The following is a 17,846-nucleotide window of genomic DNA, read 5'->3' on the forward strand; positions in this document are numbered from 1 at the left end:
TGGGCCGCAAGTGTCTAGTGTAATTAGTTGAGCTTGATTTGCACGTCTACGCCAGCGGCGAGATCAAGCTTCATCAACGCATCAACAGTCTTTTCAGTTGGCTCAACGATGTCGAGCACACGCTTGTGCGTACGAATCTCATACTGATCACGCGCATCCTTATTAACGTGCGGTGAAACCAGGATGGTATAACGCTCGCGGTTGGTCGGCAGCGGGATCGGCCCACGAACCTGAGCACCAGTACGCTTAGCGGTTTCAACAATCTCCGCTGTGGACTGATCGATCAGGCGATGGTCGAACGCTTTCAACCGAATGCGAATCTTTTGGTTCTGCATTTGCCCTAAACTCCAATGGATGTCGACGGCGCGAGCCGTCTACCCACGCATTCAAAGGATGCGCATTATAGGCACGCCAAAAGCCCATGTCAAACATTTGCTATTGGTGCGCAGAAAAGGGGGCTCGCGAGAGCCCCCTTCATCGATCAAGTAAATCGATTACTTAACGATTTTTGCCACAACGCCAGCACCAACGGTACGACCACCTTCGCGAATAGCGAAGCGCAGACCGTCGTCCATAGCGATCGGAGCAATCAAGGTAACAACCATCTGAACGTTGTCACCCGGCATTACCATTTCAACACCTTCCGGCAGTTCACAGGTACCAGTGATGTCAGTGGTACGGAAGTAGAACTGCGGACGGTAGCCCTTGAAGAAAGGCGTGTGACGACCACCTTCTTCTTTGGACAGTACGTAAACTTCGGCTTCAAACTCGGTGTGCGGGTTGATAGTACCCGGCTTGGCCAGAACCTGACCACGCTCAACGTCATCGCGCTTGGTACCACGCAGCAACGCACCAACGTTCTCACCTGCACGACCTTCGTCGAGCAGCTTACGGAACATTTCAACACCGGTAACGATGGTTTTGGTGGTCTCGCGGATACCCACGATCTCAACTTCGCTACCCGGATTGATAATACCGCGCTCTACACGACCGGTAACAACAGTACCACGGCCAGAGATAGAGAATACGTCTTCAATCGGCATCAGGAACGGCTGGTCGACAGCACGCTCCGGCTCAGGAATGTAAGCATCCAGAGCTTTGATCAGATTAGCAACGGCGGTAGTACCCATGCCGTTCTCATCTTCACCATTCAGAGCCATCAGCGCTGAACCAGTGATGATCGGCGTGTCATCGCCCGGGAAGTCGTACTCGTCGAGGAGTTCACGAACTTCCATCTCAACCAGCTCAAGCAGCTCTTCGTCATCGACCATGTCCGCTTTATTCAGGAACACAACGATGTACGGAACGCCAACCTGGCGAGACAGCAGGATGTGCTCGCGCGTCTGCGGCATCGGGCCGTCAGCAGCAGAACACACCAGGATCGCGCCGTCCATCTGCGCAGCACCGGTGATCATGTTCTTGACGTAGTCAGCGTGCCCCGGGCAGTCAACGTGCGCGTAGTGACGCTCTTCAGACTGATATTCCACGTGGGAAGTCGCGATAGTGATACCACGCTCGCGCTCTTCAGGAGCGTTATCGATAGTATCAAATTCACGCCAATCGCCGCCGAAAACCTCAGCAGATACGCGGGTTAGGGCCGCAGTCAGAGTCGTTTTACCGTGGTCGACGTGACCGATGGTGCCGACGTTGACGTGCGGTTTGGAACGTTCGAATTTTTCCTTAGCCACTGCTATAACCTCTTTACGTTAGCTAACGGTTAACCGTTTTGATTGATGACGGCTTCAACGACGCTGGAGGGCGCCTCGTCGTACTTCGAGAACTCCATAGAGTAGCTCGCACGGCCCTGGGTTTGTGAGCGCAGGTCGGTTGCGTAACCGAACATCTCACCCAGCGGCACCGTCGCACGAATGACTTTACCAGAAGAGGAGTCATCCATACCCTGCACCAGACCGCGACGACGGCTCAGGTCGCCCATGACGTCGCCCATAAATTCCTCGGGAGTCACGACTTCGACCTTCATCACCGGCTCCAGCAGCACGGCCTTGGCCTTCCTGGCACCTTCCTTCACTGCCATAGAAGAAGCAATCTTGAACGCAGTCTCGTTAGAGTCTACGTCGTGGAAGGAGCCGTCGAACAGCGTCACTTTAACGTCGATCATCGGGTAACCCGCGATGACACCGTTTTTAAGCTGCTCGTAAGCGCCTTTCTCAACCGCAGGGACGTATTCCTTGGGAACCGTACCACCTACGATCTCAGAGTTGAATTTGAAGAAAATCTCTTCTTCGCCTTCACCCTTCTCTTCAGCAGTCAGCGGCTCAATACGCAGCAAAACGTGACCGTACTGACCACGACCACCGGACTGACGTACAAACTTGCCTTCCTGCTCAATGCTGCCACGAATAGTTTCGCGGTATGCTACCTGCGGCTTACCGATATTGGCTTCCACCTTAAACTCGCGACGCATACGGTCAACGAGAATATCCAGGTGAAGCTCACCCATACCAGAAATAATCGTCTGGCCGGTCTCTTCGTCGGTTTTAACCTGGAAAGAAGGATCTTCCTGGGCCAATTTACCCAGTGCAATACCCATTTTTTCCTGGTCAGCCTTGGACTTCGGCTCAACGGCAACCGAGATAACCGGATCCGGGAACTCCATGCGCTCAAGAACGATCTTGTTATCAATATCACACAGGGTATCACCCGTGGTGACATCTTTCAGACCGATACATGCTGCAATATCGCCAGCGAGTACTTCTTTGATCTCTTCGCGCGAGTTGGCGTGCATCTGTACGATACGACCAACGCGCTCTTTCTTCTGCTTAACGGAGTTATATACACCGTCACCAGACTTCAGAACGCCCGAGTAAACGCGGATAAAGGTCAGCGTACCAACGAAGGGGTCGGTAGCGATCTTGAATGCCAACGCTGCAAACGGCGCACTGTCATCGGCTTCACGCTTAGCGATGGTGCCATCTTTATCGTCCAGCTCACCTTCGATCGCCTTAACTTCAGTTGGCGAAGGCATGTACTCGATAACACCGTCCAGCACTGCCTGAACACCTTTATTCTTAAAGGCAGAACCGCAGGTAACCAGAACAATCTCATTGGCCAGAGTACGCGTACGAAGACCTGCCTTGATCTCTTCGATCGACAGCTCGACGCCTTCCAGGTACTTGTCCATTAGCTCGTCAGAGCCTTCGGCAGCCGCTTCAACCATCTGCTCGCGATACTTCTCGGCAGTCTCTTGCAGCTCAGCCGGAATATCCACGAGTTCGAAATTCATACCCAGGCTAGCCTCATCCCACAGGATAGCCTTCATCTGAATCAGGTCGATAACGCCCTTAAAGTCCTCTTCCGTACCCCAGTTGATCTGGATCGGCACGGCATTCGCACCCAAGCGCTCTTTCAACTGGTCAACAACCATGAAGAAATCAGCGCCAGTACGGTCCATCTTGTTAACAAAGACCATACGCGGTACTTCGTACTTATCGGCCTGACGCCATACTGTTTCGGTCTGCGGCTGAACGCCGGAAGACCCACACAGTACGACAACCGCACCATCAAGAACGCGCAATGAACGCTCAACTTCGATAGTGAAGTCAACGTGCCCAGGCGTATCGATGATGTTGATACGGTGCTCATCAAACTGCTTGGCCATACCTTGCCAGAAGGTGGTGACAGCGGCAGAGGTGATCGTAATACCACGCTCCTGCTCCTGCTCCATCCAGTCAGTCGTTGAGGCACCCTCGTGTGTTTCACCCAACTTGTGATTCAAGCCGGTATAGAACAGTACCCGCTCGGTCGTTGTGGTTTTACCCGCATCAACGTGCGCTACGATACCAATATTGCGATAACGATTAAGTGGTGTCTTGCGTGCCACGGTGAAACTCCCGTTAGTTGGCGATGCTCGTTAACTTAGCAGTGGCAAAAGTGAGCCTTACGCTACCGCCGCTATCACAGAATGATAACGGCGGGGTGTTGCAACAAAGCGACTCGACCTACCACTTCCAACGACGCCCTGCTGAAACAACGTGCATATATAAACGCGAACTTTATAAACACTGCGCTTACAAACGCCGTACTTAAAAACGTCACTCTTGAAAGGGACGCTCTTAGAAACGATAGTGCGAGAAAGCCTTGTTGGCTTCGGCCATACGATGCACGTCTTCGCGCTTCTTAACAGCAGAACCTTTACCTTCTGCGGCATCCAGCATTTCGCCTGCCAGACGCTGAACCATCGTTTTTTCACCGCGGCGACGCGCCGCGTCTACCAACCAGCGCATAGCGAGCGCTTGGCGGCGAGACGGACGAACTTCAACCGGAACCTGATAGGTCGCACCACCCACGCGGCGCGACTTCACTTCGACCATCGGCTGGATGGTTTCCAGCGCTTTGTCGAAGATTTCCAGCGGCTCTTCACTACTACGCTCGGCAACCTTGTCCAACGCACCGTAAACAATGCGCTCAGCTATGGACTTCTTGCCGCTGACCATCAGGTGGTTCATGAACTTCGCCAGACGCTCACTTCCGAACTTGGGATCCGGCAGGATTTCGCGTTTAGCTACAACTCTTCTTCTAGGCATGATAAGCCCTCAATTAAGGATCCTTCAGGTAAACCCGGAACTCGCGCTTAGTATCGACTACCCTGCACTGCCCGACCTTACTCTTATCAGACCATCATATTCGTGTTGGACATTACGTTACATACGCTGCAAACACAGCGTGACGGCAAGCTGTCTTAAGACTTCGGACGCTTAGTACCGTACTTGGAACGGCCCTGCTTACGATTCTGTACGCCAGAGGTGTCAAGGGCGCCACGAACGGTGTGATAACGCACACCTGGCAAATCCTTTACACGACCGCCGCGAATCAGAACAACAGAGTGCTCCTGCAGGTTGTGACCTTCACCACCAATGTAAGAAGAAACTTCGAAACCGTTGGTCAGGCGCACACGGCAAACCTTACGCAGGGCCGAGTTCGGCTTCTTGGGAGTAGTGGTGTATACGCGCGTACATACGCCGCGCTTTTGCGGACAAGCCTGAAGCGCGGGCACGTCACTTTTAGTAACGGGGCGCTTGCGCGGCTTACGCACTAGCTGATTAATCGTTGCCATGGTGTTTAGCTGACTCCAATGGTTGCCTAGCCTTTAACAAATACGGGCAGCGGATGCGGGCGCACCCACCCCACTGTTAAAGGCTGCGCATTCTAAAGGCTGACCCTAGTCGACGTCAAGTCTTGCCGGCGGTTTTACCGGCAAGATAGCGCTTCCAGGGTCAGATGCTCATTTTTTACTACTCGTTTTTAGAGCTCGTCGTCAGAATCAAGTGCTGTCAACTGTGCTCCAAGCTCCTGCTCTACCTCAGTCGCTGAGGGATTGAACAGGCGCTCAACGTCTTCGCGTTTGCGGCGACGTTCAGCGTGGTGAGTCAGACCGGTACCTGCCGGAATCAGACGTCCAACTACCACGTTTTCTTTCAGGCCGCGCAGATAATCGCGCTTGCCGGTAACGGCCGCTTCGGTCAGTACGCGGGTTGTCTCCTGGAAGGAGGCCGCAGAGATGAACGATTCGGTCGCTAGGCTGGCCTTGGTGATACCCAGCAACAAGCGCTGATACTTCGCCGGGAATTTACCTTCTTTTTCGAGACGAGCATTCTGCTCCAGCACGCGCACAAGCTCAGCCTGGTCGCCGGTGATGAAGTCAGAATCGCCTGAATCGGCAATTTCGACCTTACGTAGCATCTGACGCACAATAACTTCGATGTGCTTATCGTTGATGCCTACGCCCTGCAGACGGTAAACATCTTGCACTTCGGCCGTAATGTACTTGGCAAGCTCCGCTACGCCGAGCAAACGCAGAATATCGTGCGGATTGCTCGGGCCATCGGAGATGACCTCACCCTTCTCAACACTTTCACCTTCAAAGACGGCGATTTGACGCCATTTCGGGATCAGCGCTTCAAACGGATCGCCAGACCCTGGAGTAATCGTCAAACGACGCTTGCCTTTGGTCTCTTTACCGAAGCTCACCACACCGCTGATTTCGGCAAGGATTGCCGGCTCTTTCGGCTTACGTGCTTCGAACAGATCAGCAACGCGCGGCAGACCACCGGTGATATCCTTGTTACCTGATGCCTCAACCGGAATACGGGCAACTACCTCACCCACACCGATGGTAGAACCATCATCAACGGAGATAATGGAATTGCCTGGCAGCAGATATTGCACTGGCGTGTTCGAGCCGGAAACCGACACGTACTCACCGGCCGCATCTTGCAGCATGACCATCGGACGCTTGTCGCGACCAGCCATCGGGCGAGCGGCGGACTCAATGACTTCGATAGAGGAGAGACCGGTCATCTCGTCGACTGAGCGGTGCATGGTGACACCTTCGTCGAGATCGATGAACTGCGCCTTACCCTCTACTTCAGCAATGATCGGATGGGTGTGCGGGTCCCACTTGGCAACCATCGCACCGGCATCAACCACGTCGCCGTCGCGTACGGAAAGCTCAGCACCGTAGGGCAACTTGTAGTACTCACGCTCACGACCGTGATCGTCAGCAACCGCCAAGGCGCTAGAACGCGATACCACGACCAATTTACCGTCGGTACGCTCTACGTGCTTAATGTTATGCAGACGAACCTTACCGCCGTGCTTGACCTGTACGCTATCGACGGCCGATGAACGCGATGCCGCGCCACCGATGTGGAACGTACGCATGGTCAGCTGGGTACCCGGCTCACCGATTGACTGAGCGGCGATAACACCGACAGATTCACCGATGTTGACCTGGTGACCGCGGGCAAGATCACGTCCGTAACAGGACGAACATACGCCGTGCGGTGTGTCACAGGTAATGGTTGAGCGTACGATAATCTCATCCACACCCATGGTGTCGAGCTCAGCACACCACTTCTCGTCTAGCAGCGTGTTACGTGGGATCAGGACTTCTTCAGTACCTGGATCAACCACATCCAACGCAACCACACGACCCAATACGCGCTGTGATAGCGGTACGATGATGTCGCCACCCTCGATAATCGGATGCAGGGTCAGACCGTTTTCAGTACCACAGTCAACCTCGGTGATCACTAGATCCTGGGCCACGTCCACCAAACGACGCGTCAAGTAACCGGAGTTAGCCGTTTTCAGAGCCGTATCCGCCAGACCTTTACGTGCACCGTGGGTCGAGATGAAGTACTGAAGTACGTTCAGGCCTTCACGGAAGTTGGCGACGATCGGCGTCTCGATGATCGAGCCATCCGGCTTGGCCATCAGGCCACGCATACCCGCCAACTGGCGGATCTGAGCGGCACTACCCCGTGCACCGGAGTCGGCCATGATGAAGACGCTGTTGAACGATTCCTGCTCAACTTCGTTGCCATCGCGGTCAATAACGGTCTCTTTGGAGATACCGGTCATCATCGCCTTGGCGACTTTATCGTTGGCCTTGGACCAGATATCGATAACCTTGTTGTACTTCTCGCCCGCAGTTACCAGGCCAGAAGAGAACTGATCTTCGATCTCTTTGACTTCAGCTTCGGCCGCGTCGACGATCTCGGTTTTGGCATCCGGGATGACGAAGTCGTTAACGCCGATAGAGGCGCCGGACCAGGTCGCCAGACGGAAACCGGTGTACATCAGTTGGTCAGCGAAGATGACCGTCGGCTTGAGGCCGGAGCGGCGATATACTTCGTTGATCAGGCCAGAAATCGCCTTCTTCTTCATCGGCTGGTCGATCAGCGCAAACGGCACACCTTCAGGCAGAATGCGGAACAACAGCGCACGGCCAACCGTGGTTTCGTATAGACGACGATGGAATGACTTCTCGCCGGTCTCTTCTTCGATGTCGACCTCGTCCAGACGCACCTTGACACGGGCGTGCAGCGATACCGACTGAGTACCGAAGGCGCGCTCAACCTCGTTGAGGTCAGAGAACACCATGCCTTCGCCCTTGGCGTTGATCTTCTCACGGGTCATGTAGTAAAGACCCAGAACAACGTCCTGCGACGGCACGATGATCGGCTCGCCGTTGGCGGGCGACAGCACGTTGTTGGTCGCCATCATCAGCGCACGGGCTTCGAGCTGGGCTTCCAGGGTCAGCGGTACGTGTACTGCCATCTGGTCGCCATCGAAGTCGGCGTTGTAGGCCGCACACACCAGCGGGTGCAACTGGATCGCTTTACCTTCGATCAGCAGCGGTTCAAACGCCTGGATACCCAGACGGTGAAGCGTCGGTGCACGGTTAAGCAGTACCGGGTGTTCGCGGATAACATCAGCAAGGATATCCCACACTTCCGGCAGCTCGCGCTCAACCATTTTCTTCGCGGCTTTAATCGTTGAGGCGAAGCCTAGCGACTGAAGCTTGGAGTAGATAAACGGCTTGAACAGTTCCAGTGCCATTTTCTTCGGCAGACCACACTGATGCAGGCGCAGAGTAGGACCCACGGTAATCACCGAACGGCCCGAGTAATCGACGCGCTTACCCAACAAGTTCTGACGGAAACGACCCTGCTTACCTTTGATCATGTCGGCGAGCGACTTCAGCGGGCGCTTGTTGGAGCCCGTGATCGCGCGGCCACGACGACCGTTGTCAAGCAAAGCATCGACCGCTTCCTGAAGCATACGCTTCTCGTTGCGCACGATGATATCCGGCGCATTAAGGTCGAGCAGACGCTTCAGGCGGTTGTTACGGTTGATCACACGACGGTAAAGGTCGTTGAGATCGGAGGTCGCGAAGCGGCCGCCGTCCAGCGGTACCAGCGGACGTAAATCCGGTGGCAGGACAGGCAGCACTTCCATGACCATCCACGCCGGCGCATTGCCGGAGTGGTAAAACGCTTCCAGCAGCTTCAAACGCTTGGAAAGCTTCTTGATCTTGGTTTCAGAGTTAGTCTGCGGAATCTCTTCACGCAGGGTATTAATCTCTTCTTCAAGATCAATATCTTTGAGGAGTTCTTGCACCGCTTCGGCACCCATGCGGGCATCGAAGTCATCGCCGAACTCTTCAAGGGCTTCAAAGTACTGCTCATCGTTCATCAGCTGACCACGCTCAAGCGTGGTCATGCCTGGATCGATAACAACGAAGGACTCAAAGTACAGCACGCGTTCGATATCACGCAGGGTCATATCGAGGAACATGCCGATACGCGACGGCAATGATTTCAAAAACCAGATGTGAGCAACCGGCGAGGCCAGCTCAATGTGCCCCATGCGCTCACGACGCACGGCTGCCTTGGTGACTTCAACGCCACACTTTTCACAAATGATGCCGCGGTGCTTCATGCGCTTGTACTTACCGCACAAGCACTCGTAATCCTTTACCGGGCCAAAAATCTTGGCGCAGAACAGACCGTCCCGCTCCGGCTTAAAGGTACGGTAGTTAATGGTCTCAGGCTTCTTCACCTCGCCAAACGACCAGGAGCGAATCATGTCCGGCGACGCCAGAGTAATCTTGATCGCGTCAAACTCTTCGGACTGAGACTGCGATTTGAGTACTTTCACCAAATCTTTCATAGCACGGCTCCTAGCTCTCTAACTCAATATCGATGCCCAGCGAGCGGATTTCCTTCACGAGTACATTGAAGGATTCCGGCATGCCTGCCTGCATGGTGTGGTCGCCATCCACGATGTTTTTGTACATCTTGGTGCGGCCTTCGACGTCGTCCGATTTGACGGTGAGCATCTCTTGCAGGGTGTAGGCCGCGCCATAGGCTTCCAGCGCCCACACTTCCATCTCACCAAAGCGCTGACCACCGAACTGTGCTTTACCACCCAAGGGCTGCTGGGTAACCAGCGAGTAAGAGCCGGTAGAACGAGCGTGCATCTTGTCGTCTACCAAGTGGTTCAGCTTCAGCATGTACATGTAGCCGACGGTGACCGGGCGATCAAACGCATCACCGGTACGGCCATCGTGCAGCACCATTTGGCCAGACTCAGGAATGTCAGCAAGCTTCAGCAAGTGTTTGATTTCGTGCTCTTCGGCACCATCAAATACCGGCGTGGCCATGGGGACACCGCCTTTCAGGTTTTTCGCCAGCGCGATAACTTCGTCATCACTGAGCGAATCCAGATCTTCAAGGCGCGCACCCGGCGTGTTGTATACCTGGCCAAGGAAGTCACGGATCTCGGCAACCTGCTGGCCGCGCGCATCACGTAGCATAGCGTCGATTTTGACACCCAAACCACGCGCTGCCATTCCCAGGTGAGTTTCAAGAATCTGACCCACGTTCATACGCGACGGTACACCCAAGGGGTTAAGTACCACATCGACCGGCTCGCCCTTCTCATCGAACGGCATGTCTTCGATCGGCATAATCGCGGAGATAACACCCTTGTTACCGTGACGACCTGCCATCTTGTCGCCTGGCTGGATACGGCGCTTGACCGCCATGTAAACCTTGACGATTTTGAGCACGCCAGGCGCCAGGTCATCGCCCTGAGTCAGCTTGCGTTTCTTGTCTTCAAAACGCTCGTCCATCTCTTTACGACGGTTTTCCAACTGCTCGTCGGCCTGTGCCAGAAGCTCGTTGTAAGCCTCATCCTGCATGCGCAGCTTGAACCACTGCTGACGCGGCAGCTCGTCGAGGTAAGCCTCGTCCAGCACGTCGCCTTTCTTGAGGTTCGGACCGCCGTTAACCGCTTGGCCATCCAGCGTACGCTGCAGACGCTCAAACGTTGCGTCTTCAGCAATACGGTAGGTTTCCTGCAGGTCCTTACGCACTTCATCCAGCTGCATTTGCTCGATGGAGAGCGCACGTGAATCTTTTTCAACGCCGTCGCGAGTGAACACCTGAACGTCGATAACCGTACCTTTCATGCCCGTAGGAGCACGCAGGGAGGTATCTTTTACGTCAGACGCTTTCTCACCGAAGATCGCACGCAGCAGCTTCTCTTCTGGCGTCAGCTGGGTTTCACCCTTCGGCGTTACCTTACCGACCAGAATGTCGCCCGGGCCAACTTCAGCACCGATGTACACGACGCCCGCCTCGTCCAATTTACCCAGCGCGGACTCACCGACATTGGGAATATCAGAGGTGATCTCTTCCGGCCCTAGCTTGGTGTCGCGAGACACACAGGTCAGTTCCTGAATGTGGATCGTGGTGAAACGGTCTTCTTGAACGACCCGCTCAGAGAGCAGAATGGAGTCCTCGAAGTTGTAGCCGTTCCAGGGCATGAACGCGATGCGCATGTTCTGACCCAGTGCCAGGTCACCCATGTCAACAGACGGGCCGTCAGCCAGAATATCGCCACGTGCAACGCTGTCGCCAGGACGCACAATGGGGCGCTGGTTCATACAGGTGTTCTGGTTCGAGCGGGTGTACTTGGTCAGATTGTAGATATCAACGCCGGCTTCACCACCGATGATCTCATCTTCGCTAACCCGTACTACCACACGACGCGCATCTACCGAGTCGATAACGCCACCACGACGCGCTACGGCACATACGCCAGAGTCACGCGCAACGAAACGCTCCATGCCGGTACCTACCAGCGGTTTGTCAGCACGCAGAGTAGGAACGGCCTGACGCTGCATGTTCGCACCCATCAAGGCGCGGTTAGCATCATCGTGCTCCAGGAACGGAATCAGGGCAGCCGCCACCGACACGACCTGGCGAGGAGAAACGTCCATCAGCGTCACTTGCTCAGGACGCATAAAGGTGGTTTCACCACGGTGACGCACCTGAACCAGGTCGTCAGAAAGCTTATTGGACTCATCTACCGCTGCAGAAGCCTGAGCGATGATGTAGTCGCCCTCTTCAATAGCAGAGAGGTGCACAATATCGTCAGTTACCTGACCCGCATTCACCTTACGGTACGGCGTTTCGAGGAAGCCGTAGCTGTTGGTGTGGCTGTAGGTGGCCAGCGAGTTGATCAGACCGATGTTCGGTCCTTCAGGTGTTTCGATCGGGCATAAACGGCCGTAGTGCGTGGCGTGTACGTCACGTACTTCAAAGCCAGCGCGCTCACGGGTCAAACCACCCGGGCCGAGTGCAGACACACGACGCTTGTGGGTAACTTCCGAAAGCGGGTTGTTCTGGTCCATGAACTGGGACAGCTGGCTTGAACCGAAGAACTCTTTCACCGCCGCTGCAACTGGCTTGGCGTTGATCAAGTCCTGGGGCATCAGGCCTTCGCTTTCCGCCATGGAAAGACGCTCTTTTACCGCACGCTCAACGCGTACCAGGCCGACACGGAACTGGTTCTCGGCCATTTCGCCCACACAGCGAATACGACGGTTACCCAGGTGATCGATATCATCAACGTCACCAAAGCCGTTACGGATATTGATCAGCTCGCGCAGCACATCGAGGATGTCCTTGCGATCCAGTACGCCGGAACCCGTGTCGGATTCACGACGCAGGCGACGGTTGAACTTCATGCGGCCTACGCCCGACAGGTCGTAGCGGTCCTCAGAGAAGAACAGGTTGTTAAACAACGTCTCGGCAGACTCTTTTGTGGGCGGCTCGCCGGGACGCATCATGCGATAAATTTCAACGAGCGCTTCAAGTGCGGAGCCAGTCGTATCCAACTTTAAGGTGTCGGAAATGAACGAGCCGCAGTCGAGGTCGTTGGTGTAAAGCGTTTCAATGCGCTTGATGCTGCCTTGCGCCATGCGCTCAAGCACTTCAGGGGTAATTTCGGTGTTGCACGGGCAGATCAGCTCACCGGTTTTGGTGTCAATCTGATCCTTGGCCAGCGTTTTACCGAACAGGTATTCCATCGGTACTTCCAGACGCTCAAGGCCGGCTTTTTCAAGCTGACGAATGTGCTTCTGAGTAATCCGACGACCTTCTTCAACAATAATGTCGCCGTTGCCATCCTTGATATCAAAGGTGGCGGTTTCGCCGCGCAGACGCGAGGGTACCAGCTCCACGGAGAAGCCAGACTTCTCGATGTGGAAAACGCTGGTTTCGAAGAACTCACCAAGGATTTCTTCAGTACTCATGCCTAACGCACGCATCAGCACCGAGGCCGGCAGTTTACGGCGACGGTCAATACGTACAAACACGTTGTCTTTGGGGTCGAACTCGAAGTCCAACCAGGAACCACGGTAAGGAATTACGCGAGCAGAGTAGAGCAACTTGCCAGAAGAGTGGCTCTTGCCTTTGTCGTGATCGAAGAACACACCGGGCGAGCGGTGGAGCTGGGAAACGATAACCCGCTCAGTACCATTGATAACAAAGGTACCGTTCTCAGTCATCAGGGGGATTTCCCCCATGTAGACTTCTTGCTCTTTAATATCCTTGATTGCCTTGTTCGAGGAATCGCGATCATAAATGATCAAGCGAACCTTGACGCGCAGCGGGGCGGAATAGGTCACGCCACGCAGCTGACACTCCTTAACATCGAACGCCGGCGTACCAAAGCGATAGCTAACGTACTCAAGTGCCGCGTTGCCCGAGAAACTCTCGATCGGGAAAACGGACTTGAACGCCGCATGCAGGCCAACTTCGTGACGCTCATCAGGCGAACGATCTTGCTGGAGAAAGTCGTAATAGGAATCAAGCTGGATGGCCAGCAAGTAAGGCACATCCATCACTTGGGGCAGTTTGCCGAAATCCTTGCGGATGCGTTTTTTCTCAGTATATGAGTAAGCCATCTGTATTCCCCAGCTTGTTCACCATGGGTGACCGATGCGTGGTCATCGCTGCCCTGCGCGGGCGTGTCAGACGCAGACAGCAAGCTCCTAAACCGGTAGCTCGCCGTCGAAAATCTTGATCGATAACAGTATTACAACAACGGTATTACTGTGTTTCTGGTGCAACCTTAACGTTGCAACAGAAAAAGGCCGGCAGCGGGAAAACCCGCCGCCAGCCGTGGAAGCTTACGCAGCGCGTAAAGCCGTCAGCACAAGAATTACTTGAGCTCGACGCTTGCGCCCGCTTCTTCCAGCTTCGCTTTTGCTGCTTCTGCGTCGTCTTTGGACATGGCTTCTTTGATCGTTGCCGGAGCGCCGTCAACAGCGCCTTTAGCTTCTTTCAGGCCAAGACCAGTGATTTCGCGAACTGCTTTGATGACGTTAACTTTCTTGTCACCAGCAGCGGTCAGAACCAGGTCAAACTCAGTTTGCTCTTCTGCAGCAGCTTCGCCGCCAGCAGCCGGGCCAGCCATAACAGCTGCAGCAGCTGATACGCCGAATTTCTCTTCCATTGCTTCGATCAGCTCAACAACTTCCATTACGGACATGTCGGCTACAGCATTGATGATATCGTCTTTAGACAGTGCCATTTTTCATTCCTAACTTTGCGGGAGTCTCGGTCGGCCGAGAACTCGGGATTCATTGCTCGGTTCAGGCAACGCAACCGACATAGCGTTCACGCTGCCTGCAAAAAGGTCTGCTTACGCAGCTTCTTCTTGCTTCTGATCGCGCAGAGCGGCCAGGGTACGAACCAGCTTGCCAGCGGAGGCTTCTTTCATTACCGACATCAACTTGGCAATTGCTTCGTTGTAAGTCGGTAGGGTTGCCAGACGGTCGATGTCAGCAGCCGGGATCAGTTCGCCTTCGTAGGCCAACGCCTTCACTTCGAAGTTCTGCTCAGTTTTAGCAAAATCCTTGAACAAACGAGCGGCAGCGCCCGGATGATCAGTAGAGAAAGCCAACAGAGTCGGACCAACAAAGCTCTCGTTCAGACACTCCCACTGAGTGCCCTCGAGGGCGCGGCGAGCCAGCGTGTTACGAACAACACGCAGCTCTACACCATTCTCACGTGCCTGCTTGCGCAGATCGGTCATTTTACCGACCGTTACACCGCGAGAATCGGCAACTACGACGGAGAGTGCGCCCTTGGCCGCTTCACTGACCTCGGCAACAATCGCTTTCTTGCCTTCAAGTGCTAGTGGCACAGTGATCACTCCTTCGTGCCGGAGCCTTTTTAAGGCGCCGGAGGTTACCATCTCTTCCAGGCCTACTCTAACCAGCACTGGAAGCCTTAGGGGATGGTGCTCACCAGAAAGCAATGTCGCTAAAAAGCTTCAACCAACTGGCGGCCACACCATCTGCGCAGGCGCTTTAGGCAATTAAGCCGCGCTGAGATAAAAACATCCAACGCGGCACCTGCGGTCTTTGACGGTGCTCCAGTAGGCTTACCTAACCAGAGGACCGCAAAGTTCTTGCTCGGTTCTTACTTAAACCTGTCGACGGTCTGCTTATACCAACGCAGAGTGGTCGATAGTCAGACCTGGGCCCATGGTAGTGGACAGGGTGACTTTCTTAAAGTAAATACCTTTAGAAGAGCTCGGCTTGAGCCTCTTAAGGTCAGCAACCAGCGCTTCTAGGTTGCCTTGAACAGACGCAGCATCAAACGTCACTTTACCCAGTGTCGTGTGAATAATACCGTTTTTGTCAGTACGGAAACGTACCTGACCGGCCTTGGCGTTCTTAACTGCGGTTGCAACGTCAGGCGTTACGGTGCCGACTTTCGGGTTCGGCATCAGGCCGCGCGGACCAAGAATCTGGCCCAACTGACCAACAACGCGCATAGCGTCCGGAGAAGCGATAACGACGTCAAAATCCATCACGCCTTTCTTCACTTGCTCAGCCAGCTCATCCATACCCACGATGTCAGCGCCTGCTTCTTTAGCAGCATCGGCGTTAGCACCTTGAGTGAAGACCGCTACGCGTACATCTTTACCAGTACCGTTAGGCATGACAGTTGCGCCACGAACGACCTGGTCAGATTTACGCGGATCAACACCCAGGTTGATCGCGACATCAACAGACTCATTGAACTTAACAGTAGACAGCTCAGAAAGCAGTGCGACCGCCTCTTCCAGAGAGTACGTCTTGCTGGCATCTACTTTCTCGCGAATTACCTTCGCGCGCTTAGACAGTTTAGCCATGATCAGAGACCCTCCACGTTAAGGCCCATGCTACGAGCGCTGCCTGCGATAGTACGTACGGCGGCATCGAGATCAGAAGCCGTCAGATCAGGCTCCTTGGTTTTGGCGATCTCTTCAATCTGCTCGCGCGTCACGGTACCGACCTTCTTCTTGTTCGGCTCACCAGAACCCGACTTGATACCAGCGGCTTTTTTCAGCAGCACGGCAGCAGGCGGTGTTTTGGTAACGAACGTGAAGCTACGGTCAGAGTAGACAGTGATCACGACAGGCGTCGGCAGACCCGGCTCAATCTCTTGAGTCGCTGCGTTAAACGCCTTACAAAATTCCATGATGTTCACACCGTGCTGACCCAGTGCTGGGCCTACGGGCGGACTTGGATTGGCTTTACCTGCAGCTACCTGCAGCTTGATATAAGCCTGGACTTTCTTGGCCATGGTAAATACTCCAATTGGGTAATAGCGCCTTGCGGCTCCCCGGGACTAGCGAGACAGCCAACGGCTGCCTCTTACGAATTTACGACGTTTTCTTAACCTGCGCCTTACTCTTTCTCGACCTGAGAAAACTCAAGTTCGACAGGTGTTGCACGCCCAAAGATCAATACACTGACCTGCAAACGGCTCTTGTCGTAGTTGACTTCTTCAACCAAACCGTTGAAGTCGGCAAAAGGACCATCGATAACACGTACCGACTGGCCCGGCTCAAACATTGTCTTGGGCCGCGGCTTATCGGTCCCGTCTTTAACGCGACGCAAAATAGCGTCCGCTTCACGGGTCGTGATTGCAGCCGGCTTCTCTTTCGTTCCGCCAATGAAGCCCATAACGCGCGGAGTCTCATTAACGAGATGCCATGTCTCATCGGCCATCTCCATCTCGACTAACACATAGCCGGGATAGAATTTACGCTCACTCTTGCGGCGTTTGCCGTCGCGCATTTCCACGACTTCTTCCGTCGGCACCAGAATTTCGCCAAAACGATCTTCCATACCGTACATTTTTACGCGCTCAATCAGTGAGCGCATAACATGCTTCTCAAAACCGGAATAGGCGTGGACGACGTACCAACGTTTGGACATGAAAACTCCTAACCAATGACGCCGGACATTGCCCAGCCAAGAAGAGTGTCAATCAACCACAGCATCAACCCCACCACGAGAACCGCCACCAGAACAATCGCAGTGGTTTGAATAGTCTCGGGACGGGTCGGCCATACAACGCGCTGAATCTCTTTCTTGGCGCTTACGGCAAGCTCTGTTAAGTCGCGACCTTTAGTAGTGGTAAGTGCGATAAAACCTGCAAGCACACACAACACCACCACACCTAATACGCGGTAGAGCAAGCCAATATCGGCGAAATAGGTATTACCAACGACAGCAACGACAAGCAGCGCTGCAACCACAGCCCACTTAAGCCCGTCATGGCGCGCCTGCTGCACCTCGGTACCGTGCTTTACAGAACCAGGCTTCATAAAACGAGACTCCTTGGGATGCGGCTACAATAAAGGAATTCTGAAAAAAAACATGCCAACCTGGGGAAGGTTGGCAGGCCAGGAGGGACTCGAACCCCCAACCTGCGGTTTTGGAGACCGCTGCTCTGCCAATTGAGCCACTGGCCTATCATCGCTGCACAGGCAAAGAAAAGCCTACACAACAGCGGGCGCCATGATAGCGGAGAAATAACCACCTGACAACCCCACTCTGCATCGAACACTCAAAACATGCAGCGCTCTACAAACAGAGACGAACTCAGAAACAAAAAAAAGCGAGCTTCGCTCGCTTTTCTCGAAATATGGAGCTCATGGACGGAATTGAACCGTCGACCTCACCCTTACCAAGGGTGTGCTCTACCCCTGAGCTACATGAGCCAAATCACATCAACTGGAGCGGGCGGCGGGAATCGAACCCGCACCATCAGCTTGGAAGGCTGAGGTTCTACCGTTGAACTACGCCCGCGTAACTGCTGCATGGATTACAAGCCGCTGCACGCCGAACGATAGACAATGCCCTCTACCGGCTTTCATCCCACAACACCGACAAACGTCGCTGC

13 protein-coding genes and 3 tRNA genes are annotated in these 17,846 nt (G+C 54.4%); all 16 read right to left on the reverse strand.

The features are described 5' to 3' along the window. Window positions 1-23: 23 nt before the first annotated feature. The 16 genes from rpsJ to FKN99_RS10145 all read right to left on the reverse strand — a co-directional run bounded on the left by rpsJ (window position 24) and on the right by FKN99_RS10145 (window position 17,752). A complete protein-coding gene (gene rpsJ / locus FKN99_RS10070) occupies window positions 24-335 on the reverse strand; it encodes a 30S ribosomal protein S10 (protein ID WP_087108956.1) in 312 nt (103 codons plus the stop codon). A 159-nt stretch (window positions 336-494) separates the two neighbouring features. Continuing rightward, window positions 495-1,688, reverse strand: coding sequence for an elongation factor Tu (gene tuf / locus FKN99_RS10075; RefSeq protein WP_172117716.1), 1,194 nt, complete (start codon window positions 1,686-1,688; stop codon window positions 495-497). A 29-nt stretch (window positions 1,689-1,717) separates the two neighbouring features. Next, window positions 1,718-3,841: an elongation factor G gene (fusA, locus tag FKN99_RS10080; protein ID WP_172117717.1), complete on the reverse strand. Its 2,124-nt coding sequence runs from the start codon at window positions 3,839-3,841 to the stop codon at window positions 1,718-1,720. A 232-nt stretch (window positions 3,842-4,073) separates the two neighbouring features. Beyond that, window positions 4,074-4,544, reverse strand: coding sequence for a 30S ribosomal protein S7 (gene rpsG, locus FKN99_RS10085; protein ID WP_018917738.1), 471 nt, complete (start codon window positions 4,542-4,544; stop codon window positions 4,074-4,076). A gap of 155 nt (window positions 4,545-4,699) precedes the next feature. After that, the gene (gene rpsL / locus FKN99_RS10090) at window positions 4,700-5,074 is read right to left on the reverse strand and encodes a 30S ribosomal protein S12 (RefSeq protein ID WP_009098973.1); all 375 of its coding nucleotides are present in this window, start codon (window positions 5,072-5,074) and stop codon (window positions 4,700-4,702) included. Between the two features lie 188 nt (window positions 5,075-5,262). After that, the gene (gene rpoC / locus FKN99_RS10095; protein WP_172117718.1) at window positions 5,263-9,477 is read right to left on the reverse strand and encodes a DNA-directed RNA polymerase subunit beta'; all 4,215 of its coding nucleotides are present in this window, start codon (window positions 9,475-9,477) and stop codon (window positions 5,263-5,265) included. A 10-nt stretch (window positions 9,478-9,487) separates the two neighbouring features. After that, on the reverse strand, window positions 9,488-13,564 hold the full coding sequence (gene rpoB / locus FKN99_RS10100; protein ID WP_172117719.1) for a DNA-directed RNA polymerase subunit beta: 4,077 nt from the start codon (window positions 13,562-13,564) through the stop codon (window positions 9,488-9,490). 257 nt (window positions 13,565-13,821) lie between these two features. Continuing rightward, window positions 13,822-14,193, reverse strand: a complete 372-nt coding sequence (gene rplL / locus FKN99_RS10105) for a 50S ribosomal protein L7/L12 (RefSeq protein ID WP_087108966.1) — start codon at window positions 14,191-14,193, stop codon at window positions 13,822-13,824. A 111-nt stretch (window positions 14,194-14,304) separates the two neighbouring features. Then, entirely contained in the window at window positions 14,305-14,808 is a 504-nt protein-coding gene (rplJ, locus tag FKN99_RS10110) for a 50S ribosomal protein L10 (protein ID WP_106374976.1), read from the reverse strand. Window positions 14,809-15,111: 303 nt separating this feature from the next. After that, window positions 15,112-15,804, reverse strand: a complete 693-nt coding sequence (rplA, locus tag FKN99_RS10115) for a 50S ribosomal protein L1 (RefSeq protein ID WP_172117720.1) — start codon at window positions 15,802-15,804, stop codon at window positions 15,112-15,114. Window positions 15,805-15,806: 2 nt separating this feature from the next. Continuing rightward, window positions 15,807-16,238 carry a 50S ribosomal protein L11 gene (gene rplK / locus FKN99_RS10120; RefSeq protein WP_172117721.1) on the reverse strand — a complete coding sequence of 144 codons (432 nt, stop codon included), beginning with the start codon at window positions 16,236-16,238 and terminating at the stop codon, window positions 15,807-15,809. A gap of 104 nt (window positions 16,239-16,342) precedes the next feature. Then, the gene (nusG, locus tag FKN99_RS10125) at window positions 16,343-16,876 is read right to left on the reverse strand and encodes a transcription termination/antitermination protein NusG (RefSeq protein WP_172117722.1); all 534 of its coding nucleotides are present in this window, start codon (window positions 16,874-16,876) and stop codon (window positions 16,343-16,345) included. 8 nt (window positions 16,877-16,884) lie between these two features. Continuing rightward, window positions 16,885-17,268: a preprotein translocase subunit SecE gene (gene secE, locus FKN99_RS10130; RefSeq protein ID WP_172117723.1), complete on the reverse strand. Its 384-nt coding sequence runs from the start codon at window positions 17,266-17,268 to the stop codon at window positions 16,885-16,887. 71 nt (window positions 17,269-17,339) lie between these two features. Further along, a tRNA-Trp gene (locus FKN99_RS10135) sits at window positions 17,340-17,415 on the reverse strand. A 174-nt stretch (window positions 17,416-17,589) separates the two neighbouring features. Further along, window positions 17,590-17,664: transfer RNA gene (locus tag FKN99_RS10140), tRNA-Thr, on the reverse strand. 14 nt (window positions 17,665-17,678) lie between these two features. Next, window positions 17,679-17,752: transfer RNA gene (locus tag FKN99_RS10145), tRNA-Gly, on the reverse strand. Between the last annotated feature and the right edge of the window lie 94 nt (window positions 17,753-17,846).

Source organism: Halomonas hibernica, from assembly GCF_013183775.1.
Lineage (GTDB): Bacteria > Pseudomonadota > Gammaproteobacteria > Pseudomonadales > Halomonadaceae > Vreelandella > Vreelandella citrativorans.

Excerpts from the sequence above, each read along its gene's own strand:
- rpoC (WP_172117718.1), bottom strand. The coding sequence starts at position 9,477 with ATGAAAGATTTGGTGAAAGTACTCAAATCGCAGTCTCAGTCCGAAGAG.
- rpsJ (WP_087108956.1), bottom strand. The coding sequence starts at position 335 with ATGCAGAACCAAAAGATTCGCATTCGGTTGAAAGCGTTCGACCATCGC.
- nusG (WP_172117722.1), bottom strand. The coding sequence starts at position 16,876 with ATGTCCAAACGTTGGTACGTCGTCCACGCCTATTCCGGTTTTGAGAAG.
- secE (WP_172117723.1), bottom strand. The coding sequence starts at position 17,268 with ATGAAGCCTGGTTCTGTAAAGCACGGTACCGAGGTGCAGCAGGCGCGC.
- rplL (WP_087108966.1), bottom strand. The coding sequence starts at position 14,193 with ATGGCACTGTCTAAAGACGATATCATCAATGCTGTAGCCGACATGTCC.
- rpoB (WP_172117719.1), bottom strand. The coding sequence starts at position 13,564 with ATGGCTTACTCATATACTGAGAAAAAACGCATCCGCAAGGATTTCGGC.
- rplA (WP_172117720.1), bottom strand. The coding sequence starts at position 15,804 with ATGGCTAAACTGTCTAAGCGCGCGAAGGTAATTCGCGAGAAAGTAGAT.
- rpsG (WP_018917738.1), bottom strand. The coding sequence starts at position 4,544 with ATGCCTAGAAGAAGAGTTGTAGCTAAACGCGAAATCCTGCCGGATCCC.
- rpsL (WP_009098973.1), bottom strand. The coding sequence starts at position 5,074 with ATGGCAACGATTAATCAGCTAGTGCGTAAGCCGCGCAAGCGCCCCGTT.
- rplK (WP_172117721.1), bottom strand. The coding sequence starts at position 16,238 with ATGGCCAAGAAAGTCCAGGCTTATATCAAGCTGCAGGTAGCTGCAGGT.